Here is an 18,313-nt window from a genome sequence, read left to right as displayed (position 1 = left end):
GAACATAACGCCCATGTCGATCAGCAAAATCAACGCTTCCAATTCCGCCTCCCTACGTTCATGCTCAATAGGCCGAAATACAACTATTGGCAATCTTCAAATCGATATCGGTTGCGGACAGGCGAGACACCGCCTCGTCCTATGCCAGTAGATCATCAATTCTGTCTCTTGCATCTTGTGGTTGACCCGGTCGCTTTGCACGCCACATCCTCGAATTGCCCACTGGCCATCACCCGCTCAAAGCGCTGCATGCCATCAAGGCCGACTCATGAGTCAAGTCGTATCGCCACGAAATACACACCGCTTGCATGCCCAAGCATCGACAACCTTCTTGAACAGCTGCAACTGCCCCTGGGTAGTCGCGTCCCAGGAGAACACCTCGGCATGAGCTCGTGTTGCCTCTCGCACAGGCAGTTGGCTGTGCAGCCGCCCCCAGGCCGCGGCCAGGGCCTGGGCGTCGCGGCGGGCCATGAGCACACCGGCTGCGGGGGTACTCACGACCTCGGGCGTGCCCCAGATGTCGGTCGCTACCACTGGTGTGCCGCAGGCCATGGCCTCCAACAGCACATTGGCCCAGCCCTCACGGCTGCTGCACAAGGTCAGCGCGTCAGCCGCGCTGTACCACCACTTGAGTTCGGCTTGGGAAACCACGCCCGCCCAGCGCACGCGCTCGGCCACCCCCAGACGCCTGGCCAGATTTTTCAGGGTACCCTCATCCGGGCCAGCACCAGCAATCAGCAGTGTCACGCCAGGCAAGTAAGGCAGGGCTTCGATAGCAATGTGGTGGCCCTTGCGCTCAATCAAGTGCCCGACCGACAACAAGTAGTGCCCCTGCACAGGCAAACCCAGGCGCTGACGCGCTTCAGAGCGGTCTTCAGGCTCAAATCGCTCCAGATCCACGCCGTTGCGTAAGGTGTTGAGCTTGGTGCGGTCAGCACCCAGATCGCCCAAGGTATCCATGAGCGCCTGGCACACGCCAATCGAGGCACTGGCCTGTTCAGCAGCCTGCAGGATCAGCCTGCGCGGAAACGGGTACTGCGGGATGAGATTGAGGTCGGTTCCGCGCGCAGTCACCACAAAGGGTCTACCCAGCCACTTGGCGAGCAACGCGGCAGCCACCCCGTCGGGGTAATAGTAGTGGGCGTCAATGAGATCGAAGTCGAAACCCTGGCGCTGCAGCCGACGAATGGCGGGCAAGGCACCCAGCGCCATGGCATAAGGGGCCAGATGCATGCCCACCTTCGGCAACAGCAGGTAGCGTGGATGATGCACCTCCACACCGTTGCGCTGTTCCACATATGGCGTGGCCGCGAACAACGCGTATTCACCAAAGCGCGTGGCCTTGAAAGGAAACCACGGCACGGGCGCCACCACCTTGGCCTGCACCTCGCCCGTCTTAAGCAGTTCACGCAGCCGTGTTTCCACGAAGATACCGTGGATGGGCCGTGCCGCGCTGGGGTAAAGGCTGGAAAAAAGCAAGACCTTCATGCCGACACTCCCATCAAACGAAGTACCTTGCGCGCATTGCCCAGCCAGGTCAGCTCTAGGCGGTCGATGGTGTCGGTCGCACCCTGGGCCAAGCGCTCGCGCAAAGCACCGTCACTGCACAGGCGACTCAGCGCGTCTTCCAGGGAGCCCGCCTGGGTTTCATCAAATAGCAGGGCATTGACCCCGTCGCAGAGCACTTCCTGCAGGTTGGGGGTAGCCGGGGCGATCACAGCCTTGCCCAGCACCAGGTACTCCATAAGCTTGAGAGGGGAGGCGTAGGGTGTGACCGCAGGCTGCAGGGCGATATCGAAGGCGGCCACTTGGGCTGGCACTCGGTCGCGGTGAATCACACCGGTAAAGGTAACGCGCTCTGCCAGCCCAAGATGGCGCGCCTGTGCTTCGAGCTCGGCGCGCACCGGGCCGTCGCCCACCACCAGCAGATGAGTATTCTTGGGAGCCCCAGGGCTGCCCATCCAGTCGACGATGCGATCCACGCCGTGCCAGTCACGTACAAAACCGGTGAAGCCGAGCACCACCCGGCCCTGCAAACCTAAAGCGGCCTTTGCTTTGGCGGTGCTGGGGGCATTGGCAAAGTGTGCGCGGTTGATGCCGTTAGGAATGACGTGGATGCGCTCAGGCGGCACGCCATAGGCCCGAACATATCCGGCCAGCACGACCGTGACCGGAAGTACTGCGTCGGCCCCCTGCCAGGCCCGGCCTTCGGCCCACCGCGCCAAGGATGTCAAAGCCAGGCCGCCACTGTGCTGCGATCGTTCGAAAACCAACGGTGCGTTGACCTCCAGCAACAGGGGCACCCCCAGGCTACGCTTGGCCATGAGGCCAGCCAGCAGGAACAGGTTGTAGCGCTCATAGATCACGTCGGGCTTGAAGTCATGCGCAGCGGCCATGAGATTGCGGTAGGCCACCACGCTGTAAGCCAGTTCCATGAGTTCGTAGACGGCCTTGGGCAGCATGGCCTTGAGGCGGTGTACCCAGTCCACGCCCCCGCCCATGCGGCCCGCCCCCTGGTTCACCAGTGGTGCGACCACCTTCACCTCATGCCCCAGGGCGCGCATGGCATCAATCATTTCTTCGATGTGCACAGCTTGGCCGTCTTTCGAGGCGGTACGGTGGTGGTAAAGAATGCGCATATCAGGAGGAACCCCGGCCCGCCAGCGGATCGAACAGTTGTTGATACTGCCGCACCATGGTGCTGATGGCAAAGTGGCGCAAGGCGTGCTCCCGCCCCGCCTGGCCCTGGCTAGCGCAAACGTCGCGCTCATTGAAGGCGCGCACCATGGCATCGACCAATGCCTGCGCGTCGTCCTGCGGCACTAGGTGTCCGGTAATACCCTCCTGCACAAGGTCAGGCGTGCCACCTACGGCTGTGGCCACCACGGGTAGACCGCTGGCCATAGCCTCCTGCAGCGTGCACGACGTGCCCTCGGCCTGCGAAGGCAGGACGAACAGGTTGAGCAAGCGCAGCACATCGGCCACGTCATCGCGTACGCCTGGCAACCAGGCCAGTTCGGTCATGCCAGCATCGGCCAGCACGCGCTCAACATCGACGCGCAGTGGGCCTTCGCCCACGATGACCAGGCGCGCGGTATCGCGCATGGCAGGATAGCTCTGCAAGGCGCACACGAAGGCATGCGCCAGCAGGGGTTGGTTTTTCACGGTCTGCATGCGGCCCACCGTGCCCACCAACCAATGCTTTCCAGGTTCAAAGGGGCAGCCTGGCACCGTGCCAGGCACGCCATGCACCGGCGCGAAAGTATCGGTGTCCACGCCGTTAGCGACGAGGCTTCGCCGCCGGGCTGGCACACCCACGGCACGGCCAAGGTAGTCATCCAGATCGCGCGAAACGGCCACGTAGTGACTCACGAAGGGCCTGTACAGGCGGCGCAGGCGCTGGTAGCGCGGGTTGCGGCCCTGAGGGTCATGTGCATCCCAGCCATGCTCAGCATGCACACGCAGCGGTACGCATGCCAACCACGCCAGGGGCACTATCTCCAGCGCGGCGAGGTTGCAGGTGTGCAGCACGTCCGGCCGCAGTTCGCGCAACAAACGATATAGTCGCGGATACAAGGGCACGGCATGGCCTGGTGACTTGTGCAGTTCGATGAAGCGCACGTCGGGGCGAACGATACGCCGGTGGAAATCGCTAACGGTCGTCAGTGCCAGCACCACGTGCTCGAAGCGAGTGGGTGGCAGGCGATTGATGAGTTGCACGATGACGTTCTCCAGCCCGCCCACGCCGAAGCTGTGCACCACATGCATGACGCGCACGCGGCCCAACTCAGCCATAGGAGGCTACCCCATCGTTCAGGCGCAGGAAGGCCTCAAACATGAGCAACATCCACAGCACAGTAGCATGGTCGCGCAAACCACTGTTGTGCTCGTCAATCAAACGCTGCACGGCCATGGGGTTGAAGTACCCGCAATCACGCATACGCTCTCCCAGCAGGGCCAAGCGCACACGATCTTTCAGGGGGCCGCGCAGCCAAGTCGCCAGCGGTACCGAGAAGCCCATCTTCGATCGATACAGCACGTCGTGCGGCAGCAGAGGTTCATAGGCCTGCTTGAAGATGGCCTTGGACTGGCCTGCGCGGATCTTGAAGTCGCTCGGCAGCGTAGCCAGCCACTCCACCAGTAGGTGATCCATGAGCGGCTCGCGCACCTCCAGGGAGTGGGCCATACTGGCACGATCGACCTTGGTGTTGATGTCGCTCACCAGCCAGGTCTTGTAGTCCAGGTACTGGATCAGGGCCAAGGGATCCTCGGTCTGGGCCTGCGCGCCATGCTGGCGAAACACCTCGAGCGCAACATAGCCCCCCAGACTGCTTTGGAAAGCGTGCGAGAACAGCATCCGGCGTTCGTCGTCACGCAACTGGGACATGCTGTGGCAATAAGCCTGTACGCTGTCCATGGCCAGGGCCTGGAGGGTTGTCTTGGCACGTAGCGAACGCGGCGCCCAATCGGCTTTGGGATACCATCGCCCCAGCGGACCAAACATGCCTCGACGCAGGGCCAGCGGCAGGCGCCCACGCACAGCCTCCTCGCCGAGATGCATGCGGTAACGCCGATAACCGCCGAGACTCTCATCCCCTCCATCACCAGACAGAGCCACGGTGACGTACTTTCTCGCCATCTGACAGACACGGTAGGTGGGAATGGCCGAGCTGTCGGCAAAGGGCTCGTCATAGAGCCAGGCCAGCGTATCGATCAGATCAAAGTCATCACTGTTGACAACATCAAGCCTATGGTCCGTACGATAGCGGTCGGCCACCAGCAGAGCATAGTTTGATTCGTCGAATCGAGGATCGTCAAAGCCTATCGAGCAGGTGTGCACCGGCGTGCTAGACAGGCACGCCATGGTGGCCACCACGGCACTAGAGTCCACACCGCCAGACAGAAAGGCGCCCAACGGCACGTCGGCAATCATGCGCAGGCGTACCGACTCGCGCACGCGGTCACGCAGCTCGGCCTGCGCATCTTGCAGTGTGATGGTATTGTCATTAGTGAAGCGCACATCCCAGTAGCGCCGCGGCGCCGGCTGGCCCGCTGCGCCGCGGCGCAGCGTGAGCGTGTGGCCCGCAGGCAGCTTATGGGCATTGCGATAGATGCAGCGCGGATCTGCGACATAGCCCAACGTGAAATACTCTTCCACCGCCAGCGGATCAATGTCACGCTTAAAGCCTGGATGCGCAGTCAAAACCTTGAGCTCGGAGCCAAATATAAAACTGCGGTCCGGCAGCCAGGCGTAGTGCATAGGCTTGACACCCATACGATCGCGAGCAAGAAACAGGGTTTGACGATTGCGATCCCACAGCGCGAAGGCGAACATACCTCGCAACCGATGCACACAGGCCTCACCCCAGGCCGACCAAGCATGCACGATGACTTCGGTGTCGCTGCGCGTCCTGAAGTGGTAGCCCAACTCCTGGAGTTCGACCGTCAGGTCGCGGTAGTTGTAGATCTCACCATTGAAAACTATACCCACCGCACCCTTGTCGTTGAACAAGGGCTGCTGGCCTGCTGCCAGGTCGATCACGGACAGGCGTCTATGACCCAGCGCCAGGCCGGGCTCCAGGTGCACATCGTTCTCATCGGGGCCACGGTGAGCCTGGGCGTCGTTGATGCGTGAAATCAGCTCACGTGAAATGGCTCTTGTGCCCTGCGTATCGAAAATGCCGGAGATGCCACACATGATCAGTCGCGCCCGCGCGTTTGCCGCAGCGCGGCTTCCAGCGCACCGCCATGGGCCTGCAAAAAGTCACGCAACACCGCTGTGGCTGACGCTCGCGCTTCAGCTTCGAGCAACTGAGAGTTGAGCGGAGTGTAGAGAACCACAATGGCGCCGTCATCGCCTCGTCCGGTGAGCCGGCTCAGAGCCCCCAAGATTTTCGCCATCGCATCGCTGGAAGTGAAGCGGTCGTTGACCCAATACCATCGCCAAACCTGCAAACGTTGACTGATGGATGACAGACCCGCTCCTTGCTGGCGCAACGTGACGGTAGCCACGCTCAACGGCTGTCCGGCCACGGTGACGCCCTCTCGGTTGCCCGGTAACTGAGCCCAATGCTCGTCATCGCTTTTGATCAACCTGTTTCCAGAGCTTACTAGCTTACGCTGGTAATCCTGCTGGCGATAGTAGCTCAGGTGCATCCCAACCACCTGCCCTTGTGGACCAAGATAGCCGGTATGAGCGACGGCAGAGGGAAATTGAACTACCGGTTCCCAGTTTCCAGGCAACAAGGCTGCTATTTGCCACCCTGGTTGCAATTGGGGCACGGCAAGATTCACAGGTACGGTGTTGCCGCCCATCGCAAGCACATGCAAAACCGGATATGGAGAGATGACGATGACCAGCGCCACTGCAGTAGCCAGGAGGCTGGAATACCCCCCATCGAGTTTCAATGACTTTCCATCGCTACTTGAACTCGCCTCCGCAGGAGCTGGTTCAGGCATCCATTCTTCAGACCATCGTGCACCGATGAAAAGCATCGCAAAAATGACCAACCCAAAAAACACCCACCCCGCAACGATGTGGTCGAAGCCGATACCTATCTCATTGCCAGAGATATGGGCGATCATGACGACAAGGTAAGCACGCAGCCAGTTAGCCACCAAAGGCACAAGGATGGCCACGCAGATGAAGAGCAATCGCCGTATGAAACTACGATAGCTCAGGTAAGCAAACAGAGCGCCCACAGTGACAGAGGCCATCATGTAACGTATACCGCTGCAAGCCTCCACCACTGACCAAGAGCCCGATGGAATGACGAACTGCTGACCCTCGCGGTACACCGGAATACCGCTCAAACGTAGAGCCATAACAGTAAAGTCAGCAGTCCACTCCATCAAATGCGGAGTCATGAAGTCGCCGATGGGAACAGAAAAAAACAGGAATCCGAGCGGAAATGCCATGGTCGCCGCAACCTGCCAGCCCAGCAATGCGGGTACCGATAGCACGAGTAGCGTCACCAACGCAAACTGAGTCGCTGCATTGACAGCGACCAGATCGCCTGCTAACCACAGGCTCGCCGCCCCGAGCATTAGTAGCCAAACCGAGCTTGATGGTCGGGGCTGCAGCGCAGCCAGCGTATGGCGAATGCGCCAGATCAACCACAGCGTGATGAACGGCACCACAAAGCCGTGAGAGTACGCGTTGGAGCGCGACCAAATTGCCACCATGTCGGAGGCAGTCTGCGCGTAGAGCACCAGGATGGCCAGCAGCAGAAACCCCAAAAAGGCCAGCGGCATGCGCCAGTTAACAGGGGCTCGTGCGGTGTCATACATGGCCGGCCTCTTGCCGATGCATGGCTCGCGCTCTATTCAGGCAACTATCGATACCGCTAAGATGTGCCTGCCAACTGCATTCCTGCTCCACGTAGCGACGAGCCTGTCGGCCAAGCGCGGCTGCGTTGTGTGACGACTCTAGTAGTGGCTGCAAAGCTTGGACGAATTCGTCAGGCGTATCTGCGCGCAACAACCCCTGCTCCGCCGTAGCGCCAATCGCATCGGCACAGCTGCTAACGGTGACCACTGGTTGTTGCATCGCCATGGCCTCTAAAATCTTGTTCTGAATGCCACGCGCCACGCGCAGCGGCGCAACCACAGCACTCGCGTGCTGCAAGTAGGGACGCACATCGGGTACGGTTCCGGTGACAACCACATGCGCTCCCGCCATGGCTCGAACTTGTGGCGAAGGGCTGCGGCCCACGATGTAGAACCGCGCCCGGGGAAAACGTGCAATCAAACGCGGCAGCATCTCCACCACAAACCAACTCACCCCATCAATATTGGGCCAATAATCCATCGCACCGGTGAACACTATGGCCTGTTCAACCGTCTCGAAGGGGCGCGACAACTCGAAGTCTGGCTTAAAGAAATCAGAATCCACACCATTACCCATGGCTTGGACACGCCCCTCACACTCAGGAGCCTGCGATACAAACAAGGCTGTCTCGTTCGGCGTGACGAAATACGAACATCGCGCCTGCGCTGCCATGGCACGCTCATAAGCAAGCAGGCGCAGGCCCTCACGACGGTAAAGCATGGACAGGGGCCAGCGATGCACGGAGGCATATTGCGTCCATTTGGCCGAGTCCACATCGACGAAATCCACCAACATCGGAACCCGACGCAGGAGCGGTTGTGCATACTGCGCCATGGCCGAGGAAAAGACCACGCACGCCTGCAAGCTGTGCGTCGCTGCGATCTGCGCCACCCATCGCTGCATACCGGCATTGCGATAGTAGGCGAGTGTGAGTGCTTCCCCCGTCAGAAGACCACTCAGACTCTTGAGTTTGGCGCTACGCACGTCGATACGCTCCACATGCAGGTCACCACACAGGGCTTGTAGTGCCGACAGATGCTGCTCATCATCAGGGTCATCGATAAAGGTGCCAAGAAACACACGATGGTTTTTTTGCAGGTGACGCAGCAAATGGTATGAGCGCACCTTGTCACCCTTGTTAGGTGGATACGGCAGTCTGTGCACCAGATAGAGGATATTGCTCACGGCGGCCATGATTTAGAAGAGACTCATCCAAGGTTGCGCACGATCTTGGGCCCCAGCCAATTGGCCAACTGGATTGGCATGCGCCGCCAAGCGGCGATTAATAGGCGGTACTTGGCATTTGCGGGGTTGTTTTGTGGGACGCCGCTGGCACCGTACAACTGGTACTCATAGTGCAGCGGCGTAGGCTCGAATCCCCAATTTTTCTTGAAGGCATATGAACCCGTGTTCTGCTTGCTTCGTCCATAGTCAAATACTTTCAGGCCACGCACGCAGGCTCGGCGCATGAGTTCCCAATACTTGAAATCATTGGCCGCGAGCTCTCGCGCTTCTTCGGCGTCACCTGCGTAATAGGGCAACACTTCATCGCGAAAATAAAAACTCAAGACACTGCTGACAGAGCGACCATCCTGAGTGCAAACAGTAAGTATTTCGCAGTCAGACCCAAAAATGCGGCGCAAACTATTAAAATAGACCTTGGAAAGTGCAGGAGTGCCATGACGATGCACATTGTCTGCATATAACGCAAAAAAACGGTCAGGCGTATCGTCGATATGCGACGTCAGACCATTCTTGAGACCCTTGCGCACCATGGCGCGCTGTTTGCGAGGAATGGCCTGCAGGTTGCCTTCCTCTGTGGGCTCGATAGGCTTGCGAAAAGTCACGTAGAGATCTTGCAAAGGCCAGTCAGCATGGCGACGCTGCACATTGCGCAATTCCAAATGATCTACACCCAAACGCTGTGCCAGATACTGCGCCTCCCGCTCCAGAACTACGGCCGCCTCCTCATCAACTGCTGCCACACCTCCATACACTGAAAAAGGCAGGCTACTAAGTGCGTTGCCAAACAGGCGACTCTTGACATGACCCAATGGCAAGACACCCCGGATAACACCACACGCCTCGGCATAAAGAAAATAGGTGTCATGAAGAAAAACCTCCTCAAGCAGTGTCTGCCATCCAGAACGATGGAAGAAAGTAGCCTGCGGGCAAGCCAGCACAAATGCATCCCATCGCTCTGCATCAATGGTATTGTGCCGATCGAGCCTTTGAATAGATAGCGCTTCAGCAACTTCAGACAAGTGGCACCTTTTGCGTCTTCTGGCCTAAAAAAATATGATCCATACGGCCCCAGCAAAAATCCCGCAGCAGGCACCCAAGCCGTTTCTCCATGCCGCCTATATTCACGTAGTGTCTAAATCTAGTTTTAAACCCAATTCCTTGCACCCGCGGTTGCCCAACGTCAATTTCCCAAGGATGAAAATAAAATACCGCGGGCGATTTATCCCGACCATTCACTTGGCGCAACATCCAACGCGATAAAAAATAGGGGAACAAACGGAAATACCCCCCTCCACTGGATGGCAAATTACGATTAAATACGCGCACCGTTGTTGGCGGCACCTCCATGAGTCCATCTCGTATTTGATGAGCAAACCGCGGAGCATCCGGCATACCATAATGATCATGCCGGATAGGATAAATACTGGAACTGTAGCGATAGCCGGCACGCTGCAGTGTATCGAGAGCCCATAGGTTTCCATATCCTATGGAAAAACTAGGGGCGCGGTATCCTTGAACTCGCATGCCAGAAATATCTTCAAGCAAGGCCTTTGCCCGGTAGATATCATTGAAAAATTCCAGCTCCGATAAATCGCTTACACGCTCATGGCCATATCCGTGGCTGGCAAGCTCATGTCCACCCTCGACTATGCGCCGCACCAAATCCGGATATCTTTCAGCAACCCATCCCAACGTGAAAAAAGTAGCCTGAGTATTACAATCAGCCAGCAATTCAAGAATGCGCTCAACATTACGCTCCACCCGGCATTCATGCAAATCCCATTTGCTGCGCTCAATGTAAGGAGCGAATGCCGACACCTGAAAATAATCCTCGACGTCTATGGTTAACGCATTTGTAATCAGTAATTTATTGCGCATGACAGTCGATTCCACACTCTATAACGCCGCGCTATCCGAATGCGGCCGCCGATTCGCAGCCACCAGTTTTTGCAGGTTCATTAAAATCTCCAGACTCACACGCTCCTGACGCAGAACGCTACGCTCAATACGCAGCAAATGCGCACGCAGCTGCTCTACAGTCATATGTGCCAAGTGGCTCGAGATGCCATCTGCCAAATCGGCATCTAGATTCAACAACCCTATCCCCTCCCCTTCCTGCCCCACCTCCTCGTGCGCGGATTCACGCACTGCCGCTCTCAGCGACGTTTCCCACGAGGGAAAACTCTTGGAAGTCACCTGCATCTCAGATTGAATCTCGTGGATGACTTCATTGACCAATTCAAGGTCAATGTGTGTCCTGTCCGCTAGAAAACTCTGCAGAAGAACTCTATCCATCAGGGTATTGATACGTCGTGGAATTCCTCCTGTGAAACGATATATGCCACCGAATATTTCCGCGTCGAATGTTGGCTTTTCACCAGCTCCCGCGCACTTCAACCGATGCAGGATGTACTCGTGCGTTTCCTCCGCGTCGAGTGGCCCCAGGTGGCAAGTAGCAATCACGCGCTGTCGTAATTGCAGCATGTCGGGACTTTGCAGAATTTCACGGAATTCGGGCTGACCAACAAGAAAAGTCTGCAGCAACGCCTCCTGACCATTCTGGAAGTTGGACAACATGCGCAGCTCTTCCACCGCCTGCGGCTGCAGGTTCTGTGCTTCATCGACGACAAGAAGGCAACGTTTTCCCTGCAGTGTCTGGGTCACGAAGAACGCCTCTAACGCCAGCAGAAGATCGCCCTTGGGAAGCCCGTGGACGTGGACACCAAACGCTGCACCCACCAGGCGCAGAGTATCCTCAGCGCCCAACTGCGTGCTGACCAGATGCGCGGCGACCACTCTGTCCGAATCCAGGCTATCGAGCAGACCACGCACGATCGTGGTTTTGCCAGCCCCCACCTCCCCCGTGATCACAATGAAGCCTTCACAGCACATGACACCATATTCAAGGTATGCACGTGCGCGTTGATGCTGCTTACTACTGAAGTAGAAGCCAGGATCCGGGTTGAGTTGAAAGGGTTTGGTGCTTAACCCATAAAACGCTTCATACATGGCTCAGAACCGATGTGTGATGAATCCCATGATGGCCGACTCGCCGTATCGACCTGCGCTCCCATCGGACAATACACGGCGCAGCTGAATGCCGATATTTGTGCGTGGCGCCACGCGAGTATTCCAGCCAAATATTAATGGACGCACCTTGGTTTCCAATCCAGGCACGGTACCCACACTGCGCGTCTGGCCCAGGCTTGCATTGATGGACGAATTCTGTGTGAGGCGATGGCCAAGCACCAGGCTCCAGCCACGCTGAAGAATCCGTTGATTGGTATCAAAATCATCCCCCAATTGGAGCGCGCCATCGAGCAGCCGGGTATCCGTACGTGTATACGCCAGTGCCAAGGTGCTGCGTTGACCTAACAATGCCAGAGACATTTGTTGCAGCCTTTGCAACGTGCTTGAAGAGGTCAAAAAATCCTGAAATACTTGCATACTCGCAGGCAAACCCATGCGCTCAATTTCTGAGCGGACAAGTTGCGTGCGTCGAATTGCATTGGGCTCGGTTCGCGCATAGAAACCATCAAGCAGATCAAACAGCGAGCCCATTGATGACGACGCGCCCCCCAGGCCAGTCACGACAGCTTTTTTATCGGTATAGCGCCAAACAGTACGGGGTGTTTTATATTCAAATATAGCATTATGCGATTCGCCAAAATAACGGCTTTCACGCTCAAAAAACAGCCGCGTGCGCTCCGATGGCCGCCAATCAATGCCAAATCCGACTATGTTATGCGACTCTCGCACAGGAGTCAGGTGATTAGTCAATTCGACACCGACTATCCCTGTCAAAAATAACTGCGAGACTGGAAAATAACCCACACGCGCGCGTAAGGCTGTCGTATCTATATTCCGGCCATTGGAATAATCCAAATTTTGCTGTGTAGCGTCCAATCCCCAGGTCCAAACCTGACCCATTGGCTGCCTCCCCAAATGCAGCAACCAGTCCTGCACTGTCACATTGGTTCGATTGACAGCATCGGAACGGACATCCTGCACACCATAGCGCACTTCATAATCCGCCCCACCACTCAGACTCCCTCTCAGATAGGGGGAAATACGAAATACGGAAGTTTGAGCCATGTTCGGATTAGCCGGAGAAGCATCGCCAGGCGCACCAAAAGCAGATATGGGCTGCAGAGCAACAATGCCATCTACATCCACAAAAAACAGCTTCTCAACTGCCTCCACGGTTCCTCGGGCATTCAGGTTGTGCCACACCTGATCGGAAACCGTGCCTCGCGCATAGTGTGCCGTCCGTAAAGAATAATCAACGAAACCCTGGATACGCGCCGTATCGCTGACCAAGCGGAATCCTGGGATCACCTCTGTCACCTGATCACTCAGCTGCGTGGCGTCGAGCCGCACATTGTTGGTGACCGTGTGCTGTATGGTGATTTTCGGCTCCAGCCATATGCCGGATTGATGCGGTTGATCCAGTGCCAGATTCTGCCGCGCGACAACAGCTCCGGGCATTGGCTCGGCAGTTATGCCTGGCAACTGACCTGGCGCAGAGCTAGGCAGCTGCACGCCGATACGGCCAGGAACCTGCGCCGCAGCAAATCCAGGCAGCAAAGCGGGCATGGCGGCCAGCACCCATACAACGCAACCAATAACAGAAACATTTGCCATTCGATGGTGCGACAGATGCATACATGCGCCCTCTCTTCTATTTCATACTGCGGCAGTGACTGGCCTATGCTCTCCTGCCATTCGTCCGTAGCCATAGCCATAGCCATAAGCGCCCAAACCACGGTTACGTACCTGGTTGAGTATCATGAGCTTGATCGGGCAAGACTCAATGGTGGAGAGCGCATGTTCGACTTCAGATTGGAGTGTTTTCTCCGCTTGCACCACAACCACAACCTGCCCCATGTGATTGGCCAACACGCGCGCCTCCGTGGTGAGCAGCAGTGGCGGAGAGTCAAAGATGATGATTCGGTCGCCATAGCGCCTGCTCATCTCATTGAGCAAGGCAGTCATGGCATCACTGGCAAGCAATTCTGTAGCGCGCTCATGGGGCAGCCCTGCGGGCAGCAGGGTGAGCTTTTCAATATTGGTGCGCAAAAGCACATCCTGCAGCTTGATCTTTTCGTCCCGCAACACATCCAATAGCCCCGCTGCCGGTGGCAAGCCCAGTTTGGCCATGACCGAAGGGCGGGTCACGTCAGCATCTACGAGCATCACTGTGTGATCCAGCTCCATTGCCATGCTCATTGCCAGGTTAATGGCTGTGAAGCTCTTACCCTCACCGGGCAAGGCGCTGGTGACCATAATTAAGTTGCCATTCGCCACCAAAGAAGATCCCTTGCCCGTGGCGTTGTCCAGCAACGGCCGCTTGATCACACGATACTGATCTGTCATGGCCGAGCGTGGCGCATTGGGAGTCACAAACCCACTTGCGCCTAGTGCAGTCAAGTCGATTTGCACGGTTTTCTGGCCTGCCTTCAGGTGTGTTTCGGTTAGAGCATCGGGGGACACTGCTGCAGGCAGCGCCACATACCCTGAAGGCTGCACCGTTTCGGATGCATTTGTCCCAGCCGACTGCACCTTGTCGCCAGGCAATACCGCTCCGGCCTTGCGCAGTTGCTCCAGCCGCTGGGCCGCTTTTTCAATAGAGCTGGTCATGATTGCTTATCACCCCAGAACGCGAGTATGAAAAGACAGCGCAGCCATGCTGCCCGCGTAGAGCAACAAGAAGGCAATGCAGGCCATGATGAAACGCTTCAAGCTGCGCGATTCGCGTCGAAGTTGTTCATCGCTGGGGATCAGCCCCACCACACCCAACAACGGCAACTGGGTCACCTGGCGCAAGGTAGTGCCATCGAAGAACACTGGCCTGACCTGGCTCATCACAAATGCCATGCCAAAACCCGCTGCTATGGCGGCCAGTAGTGACACCGGCACCAACAGCAAGCGGTTAGGCGAAACGGGCTTGGGTGCTACGCGCGGCGGGTCGATGACCCGGAACTCTGCGACGTTGGAGGTGTTTTCCAATTTCCCCGACATCAGTGCCGACTCACGGCGAGCCACCAGATCGGCATAGTTCTTCTGGTTGACTTGGTAATCCCGATTGAGTTGCGCCAGCTCCGCTTCCAGTTGCGGCGCAACCTTGAGCTGCTCATGCATACGGCGTGCACGGCCCTCAAATTCAACCACGCGCGCGCGCAGCGACGCCACCTGCACTTCAGCCGCAGAATAAACGCGGCTCATCTCCATAATCGCTGGATTGGCTTGCTGCACAGGTGCGGAGCCTGTCCGCTGAGCCTTGCGGCGCAACTCCTCGATTTCACGGTGCTTTTGCGTCTCCAGATCCGCAATCAAGGCCCGTACCCTGACAACATCAGGATGCACATCGGTATAGCGCTGCAGCAGCATGTCGAGATTGCGCTTTTGCGCATAGATACGCGCATCCAGTTCAGGAGTTTGCACATCCGGCAGTCCCGCGTCTTGTGGCTGTGATGTTTCCATGCGCAGCGCTTCCAATTGACGGGCTGCCGCAGCACGTGCACTTTCTGCTTCGCGCAGATCGAGCCTGGCCTGGCTCAGCAGATTGTCGACTTCTGCCGCCCGCCCGGCAGAGTCCAGGCCACTTTGCGACTGCATCTCGATGTTGCGCAGCTTGAAGGCCTTGAGCTTGCCCTCTGCTTCTGACAACTTGGCCTCGTAGGTCTTGATCTGCTCATCCAGGAAGCGGCGCGCGCTATCCGAATCCTGACGCGTAGCCCCCAGGCTGGATTCGACGAAAATGGTCAGCAACGCCTGCACCACACGCTGCGCCTTTTCCGAGTTCTTGTCGCGGTAAGACAGGGTGTAGAGGTTGTCACGCCCCGTGGACTGGATATTGATGGACTTGGTTACGGTATCGACCACGGCATCTGTCGAAGCCTTGGAGTGTGAGCCTAAATCGAGATCGGCAATACGCACCAACCGCTCCACCGTAGGTCGATTGATCAGCGTGCGGCTGAGCATGGACACCTGCTGCTCAATATTGGGCTGCACGGCGATACCTGTCATGAGCGGCCGCAGAATGGACTGGGTATCTACAAATACCCGGGCCGATGCCTGGTAATAGTCGGGCATCAAAAGCACGACCACCGCCCCTATCGCGCCCACCAGCCAAGCAGTCAGCATGCCTGCCCGGCGATAGATCCACATGCCACGCAAGATAGTAGTGATCTGACCTAAAAGCTCATCCATCACTCCTCCCAGATAAGCGCACTAAACGCTTAAGAACCTGCAAATCCGGTCAGAACCACCCTTGAGGAATGATGAGAATATCGCCGGGGAGCACCTCCACGTTGGCGCCAATGTCGCCACGCTTGATGAGATCGTCCAAGCGGACCTTGTAGCGTTTGCTGCCCTCTGCCGAGCGCACCAGCGTGGCGCTGTTGCCATCCGCAAAGTCGGTCAAGCCCCCGACTGCAATCATCACGTCCAGCACCGTCATTTTTTGCTTATAAGGCAAGAACTGGGGCTTTGCCGCCTCGCCGACCACGCGGATCTGCTCGCTGTAGGGACCGACGAAGTTCGTCACGATCACGGTCACCACCGGATCGCGCACATACTTCGACAATTCCTTTTCCACATCCCTTGCTATCTGCGAGGAAGTCTTGCCTTGGGCAAGCAGGCCATCGATCAAGGGGGTTGATACCTGGCCGTCTGGGCGCACGGGCACCACCTGTGACAGGTCAGGATTGCGCCAGACGATGATGTTGAGCGTATCTCCAGGCCCCACGATGTAGTTGTAATCGGGCGTGGCCGCTTTGGCAGGCGCCACAGGGTAATTGCCTGTGCTCGCACAACCAACGACGACTACCGCAGCACCCACCATTGCCGCGATGCGAGCCCCCAAGCCCAAGAGCCTCGAAACATATTCATGCATGGCGCAACTCCTATACAAATTAAGAGCAAATCCAATCAAGTGCATTCCAGCATACGTGAATGGCTGTGGTGCGTAAATACTGGTTAGAGGGGACTCGGCGTGCGCTGAAATGCTGAATCTTTTGGGCGTGATACCCGGCACAGATCAACGCCCATACATATCCCCCAGGCGCACGATATCGTCCTCCCCCAGGTAGGCACCGGACTGCACCTCAATCATCTCCAGGTCCACATGACCTGGGTTCTCCAGCCGGTGTGTGACACCCAAAGGTATATAGGTTGACTGATTCTCTGTCAGCAAAAAAACCTCATCGCCCTTGGTTACGCGGGCCGTGCCGCGCACCACCACCCAATGCTCTGCCCGGTGGTGGTGCATTTGCAGCGATAGCTTGCCCCCTGGCTTGACCATGATGCGCTTCACCTGGAACCGTTCACCGGCATCCACACCGTCGTACCAGCCCCAGGGGCGATACACCTTGCGGTGCAGCAGTCCCTCGGAGCAGCCGTCACGCTTCAGGCGGTCGACGATTTTCTTGACCTCCTGGGTGTGATGCTGATCGACGACGAGCACCGCGTCCGCCGTCTCTACCACGACCAGGCCCTGCACGCCGACACATGCCAGCAAGCGCCCGCAGGACAATGCCAGGGTATCGCTGCAACCCTGCATCAAGACCCGCCCCTGGGTCACATTGCCAGCCTCATCCTTGGGCAAAATTTGCCACAGGGCGTCCCAGGCCCCCACATCGGACCACCCTGCAGACAGCGGGAGCACCACCCCCTGCGGCAAGCCTGCCACCGCTTGCGCACCCGCCAGGCGCTCCATCACAGCGTAGTCGATGGAGTCACTGGGACATGCGGCAAACGCCTCGGCATCAACACGCTGAAACGACAGATCAGCCACCCCCTTGTCCCATGCCGTCTGACATGCGGACAGAATGTCGGGACGGGACAGCTGCAGCGCCTTGAGCCACACCGAGGCCCGCAACACAAACAAACCGCTGTTCCATAGATAGTTGCCCTCCTGCAGATAGCCCTCGGCAGTGGCGCGGTCGGGCTTTTCAACAAACCGGGCAATGGCACAGGCTCCGCCTTCATCCACGGCAGCGCCGGCCTGTATGTAGCCATAGCCGGTCTCAGGCCGATCCGGGGTAATGCCAAAAGTGACAATGGCCCCCGCCTGGGCCAGACGGGCGGCATGGCGCACGCCATCCTGGAACGCCTGGACCTCGGTCACGACGTGATCGGCAGGCATGACCAGCAGCACCGGGTCGTCCCCACCAGCGCGTGCCGCCAGTGCCGCCAGCGTCAAAGCTGGCGCAGTGTTGCGCCCCATGGGCTCCAGCACGATGAGCCCCTGCTTTCCAATCAGGCGCAGTTGCTCTGCGACGACAAAGCGGTACTCATCGTTGCACACCACCAGCGCGGGCGCACTGCCCGCATCGCCTATGCCTTCCAGCCGCCGCAGCGTGCTCTGCAGAAGCGAGTCCTGGCCCATGAAGACGAGTAATTGTTTGGGATATTTTTCACGCGAGAGCGGCCACAGGCGCGTGCCCGATCCACCCGACAGCACAACTGGTTGAATTAGCATGGTTCGTCTGTATTCCGTTCATTGATCGGTACAGAAACAAGCTTGGCTTGACCCGGCCGAGCCTCCAGGGTTACGGATCTGCCCGTTCAACGCATCCGGGCAAATCCTATGCACCTGGCAATAAACGGTTGACGATCCCTGCATGAAACGGCTCCGCCCAGGAGCGGAGCCGGTCATTCGACCGTCACGCTCTTGGCCAGGCTTTGGGGAGCTTGTGCCGCCGCATAACTTCGCTGCGCGAAGTAAGCGGCGCG

The 18,313-nt window shown here is 57.9% G+C and carries 14 protein-coding genes; all 14 read right to left on the bottom strand.

Translation table 11 applies throughout. The annotated features are described in order from the left end of the window. Nucleotides 1–273: 273 nt before the first annotated feature. Complete coding sequence (locus P7644_RS03710; RefSeq protein ID WP_404301659.1) at nucleotides 274–1,488, bottom strand: glycosyltransferase family 4 protein; 1,215 nt, start codon at nucleotides 1,486–1,488, stop codon at nucleotides 274–276. Continuing rightward, nucleotides 1,485–2,591: a glycosyltransferase family 4 protein gene (locus P7644_RS03705; RefSeq protein WP_404301658.1), complete on the bottom strand. Its 1,107-nt coding sequence runs from the start codon at nucleotides 2,589–2,591 to the stop codon at nucleotides 1,485–1,487. The genes P7644_RS03710 and P7644_RS03705 overlap by 4 nt, the downstream gene beginning before the upstream one ends. A 49-nt stretch (nucleotides 2,592–2,640) precedes the next feature. Next, nucleotides 2,641–3,795, bottom strand: coding sequence for a TIGR03088 family PEP-CTERM/XrtA system glycosyltransferase (locus P7644_RS03700; protein ID WP_404301657.1), 1,155 nt, complete (start codon nucleotides 3,793–3,795; stop codon nucleotides 2,641–2,643). Beyond that, complete coding sequence (locus P7644_RS03695; protein WP_404301656.1) at nucleotides 3,788–5,698, bottom strand: XrtA/PEP-CTERM system amidotransferase; 1,911 nt, start codon at nucleotides 5,696–5,698, stop codon at nucleotides 3,788–3,790. Before P7644_RS03695 ends, P7644_RS03700 begins: the two co-directional genes overlap by 8 nt. 2 nt (nucleotides 5,699–5,700) lie before the next feature. Then, complete coding sequence (xrtA, locus tag P7644_RS03690; protein WP_404301655.1) at nucleotides 5,701–7,290, bottom strand: exosortase A; 1,590 nt, start codon at nucleotides 7,288–7,290, stop codon at nucleotides 5,701–5,703. Further along, nucleotides 7,283–8,524, bottom strand: a complete 1,242-nt coding sequence (locus tag P7644_RS03685; RefSeq protein WP_404301654.1) for a TIGR03087 family PEP-CTERM/XrtA system glycosyltransferase — start codon at nucleotides 8,522–8,524, stop codon at nucleotides 7,283–7,285. The genes xrtA and P7644_RS03685 overlap by 8 nt, the downstream gene beginning before the upstream one ends. Nucleotides 8,525–8,538: 14 nt before the next feature. Beyond that, nucleotides 8,539–9,594, bottom strand: a complete 1,056-nt coding sequence (locus P7644_RS03680) for a FemAB family XrtA/PEP-CTERM system-associated protein (protein WP_404301653.1) — start codon at nucleotides 9,592–9,594, stop codon at nucleotides 8,539–8,541. Further along, complete coding sequence (locus tag P7644_RS03675) at nucleotides 9,587–10,453, bottom strand: XrtA system polysaccharide deacetylase (RefSeq protein ID WP_404301652.1); 867 nt, start codon at nucleotides 10,451–10,453, stop codon at nucleotides 9,587–9,589. Before P7644_RS03675 ends, P7644_RS03680 begins: the two co-directional genes overlap by 8 nt. An 18-nt stretch (nucleotides 10,454–10,471) precedes the next feature. Further along, nucleotides 10,472–11,584 carry an XrtA/PEP-CTERM system-associated ATPase gene (locus P7644_RS03670; protein WP_404301651.1) on the bottom strand — a complete coding sequence of 371 codons (1,113 nt, stop codon included), beginning with the start codon at nucleotides 11,582–11,584 and terminating at the stop codon, nucleotides 10,472–10,474. 3 nt (nucleotides 11,585–11,587) lie between these two features. Then, nucleotides 11,588–13,240, bottom strand: coding sequence for a TIGR03016 family PEP-CTERM system-associated outer membrane protein (locus P7644_RS03665; RefSeq protein WP_404301650.1), 1,653 nt, complete (start codon nucleotides 13,238–13,240; stop codon nucleotides 11,588–11,590). A 21-nt stretch (nucleotides 13,241–13,261) separates the two neighbouring features. Continuing rightward, nucleotides 13,262–14,215: an XrtA-associated tyrosine autokinase gene (locus tag P7644_RS03660; protein ID WP_404301649.1), complete on the bottom strand. Its 954-nt coding sequence runs from the start codon at nucleotides 14,213–14,215 to the stop codon at nucleotides 13,262–13,264. Between the two features lie 9 nt (nucleotides 14,216–14,224). Continuing rightward, nucleotides 14,225–15,787 (bottom strand): XrtA system polysaccharide chain length determinant, encoded by a 1,563-nt coding sequence (locus P7644_RS03655; protein WP_404301648.1) that lies wholly within the window; start codon nucleotides 15,785–15,787, stop codon nucleotides 14,225–14,227. 49 nt (nucleotides 15,788–15,836) lie between these two features. After that, a complete protein-coding gene (locus P7644_RS03650; protein WP_404301647.1) occupies nucleotides 15,837–16,472 on the bottom strand; it encodes an XrtA/PEP-CTERM system exopolysaccharide export protein in 636 nt (211 codons plus the stop codon). 144 nt (nucleotides 16,473–16,616) lie between these two features. Then, nucleotides 16,617–18,059, bottom strand: a complete 1,443-nt coding sequence (locus P7644_RS03645) for a mannose-1-phosphate guanylyltransferase/mannose-6-phosphate isomerase (protein ID WP_404301646.1) — start codon at nucleotides 18,057–18,059, stop codon at nucleotides 16,617–16,619. Nucleotides 18,060–18,313 lie beyond the last annotated feature (254 nt).

This window comes from Alicycliphilus denitrificans (assembly GCF_044792555.1).
Classification (GTDB): domain Bacteria; phylum Pseudomonadota; class Gammaproteobacteria; order Burkholderiales; family Burkholderiaceae_C; genus Alicycliphilus; species Alicycliphilus denitrificans_A.
This window is presented reverse-complemented; position numbering and strand designations above follow the sequence as displayed.

Excerpts from the sequence above, each read along its gene's own strand:
- P7644_RS03710 (WP_404301659.1), bottom strand. The coding sequence starts at position 1,488 with ATGAAGGTCTTGCTTTTTTCCAGCCTTTACCCCAGCGCGGCACGGCCC.
- P7644_RS03700 (WP_404301657.1), bottom strand. The coding sequence starts at position 3,795 with ATGGCTGAGTTGGGCCGCGTGCGCGTCATGCATGTGGTGCACAGCTTC.
- P7644_RS03695 (WP_404301656.1), bottom strand. The coding sequence starts at position 5,698 with ATGTGTGGCATCTCCGGCATTTTCGATACGCAGGGCACAAGAGCCATT.
- xrtA (WP_404301655.1), bottom strand. The coding sequence starts at position 7,290 with ATGTATGACACCGCACGAGCCCCTGTTAACTGGCGCATGCCGCTGGCC.
- P7644_RS03685 (WP_404301654.1), bottom strand. The coding sequence starts at position 8,524 with ATGGCCGCCGTGAGCAATATCCTCTATCTGGTGCACAGACTGCCGTAT.
- P7644_RS03675 (WP_404301652.1), bottom strand. The coding sequence starts at position 10,453 with ATGCGCAATAAATTACTGATTACAAATGCGTTAACCATAGACGTCGAG.
- P7644_RS03670 (WP_404301651.1), bottom strand. The coding sequence starts at position 11,584 with ATGTATGAAGCGTTTTATGGGTTAAGCACCAAACCCTTTCAACTCAAC.
- P7644_RS03665 (WP_404301650.1), bottom strand. The coding sequence starts at position 13,240 with ATGCATCTGTCGCACCATCGAATGGCAAATGTTTCTGTTATTGGTTGC.
- P7644_RS03660 (WP_404301649.1), bottom strand. The coding sequence starts at position 14,215 with ATGACCAGCTCTATTGAAAAAGCGGCCCAGCGGCTGGAGCAACTGCGC.
- P7644_RS03655 (WP_404301648.1), bottom strand. The coding sequence starts at position 15,787 with ATGGATGAGCTTTTAGGTCAGATCACTACTATCTTGCGTGGCATGTGG.
- P7644_RS03650 (WP_404301647.1), bottom strand. The coding sequence starts at position 16,472 with ATGCATGAATATGTTTCGAGGCTCTTGGGCTTGGGGGCTCGCATCGCG.
- P7644_RS03645 (WP_404301646.1), bottom strand. The coding sequence starts at position 18,059 with ATGCTAATTCAACCAGTTGTGCTGTCGGGTGGATCGGGCACGCGCCTG.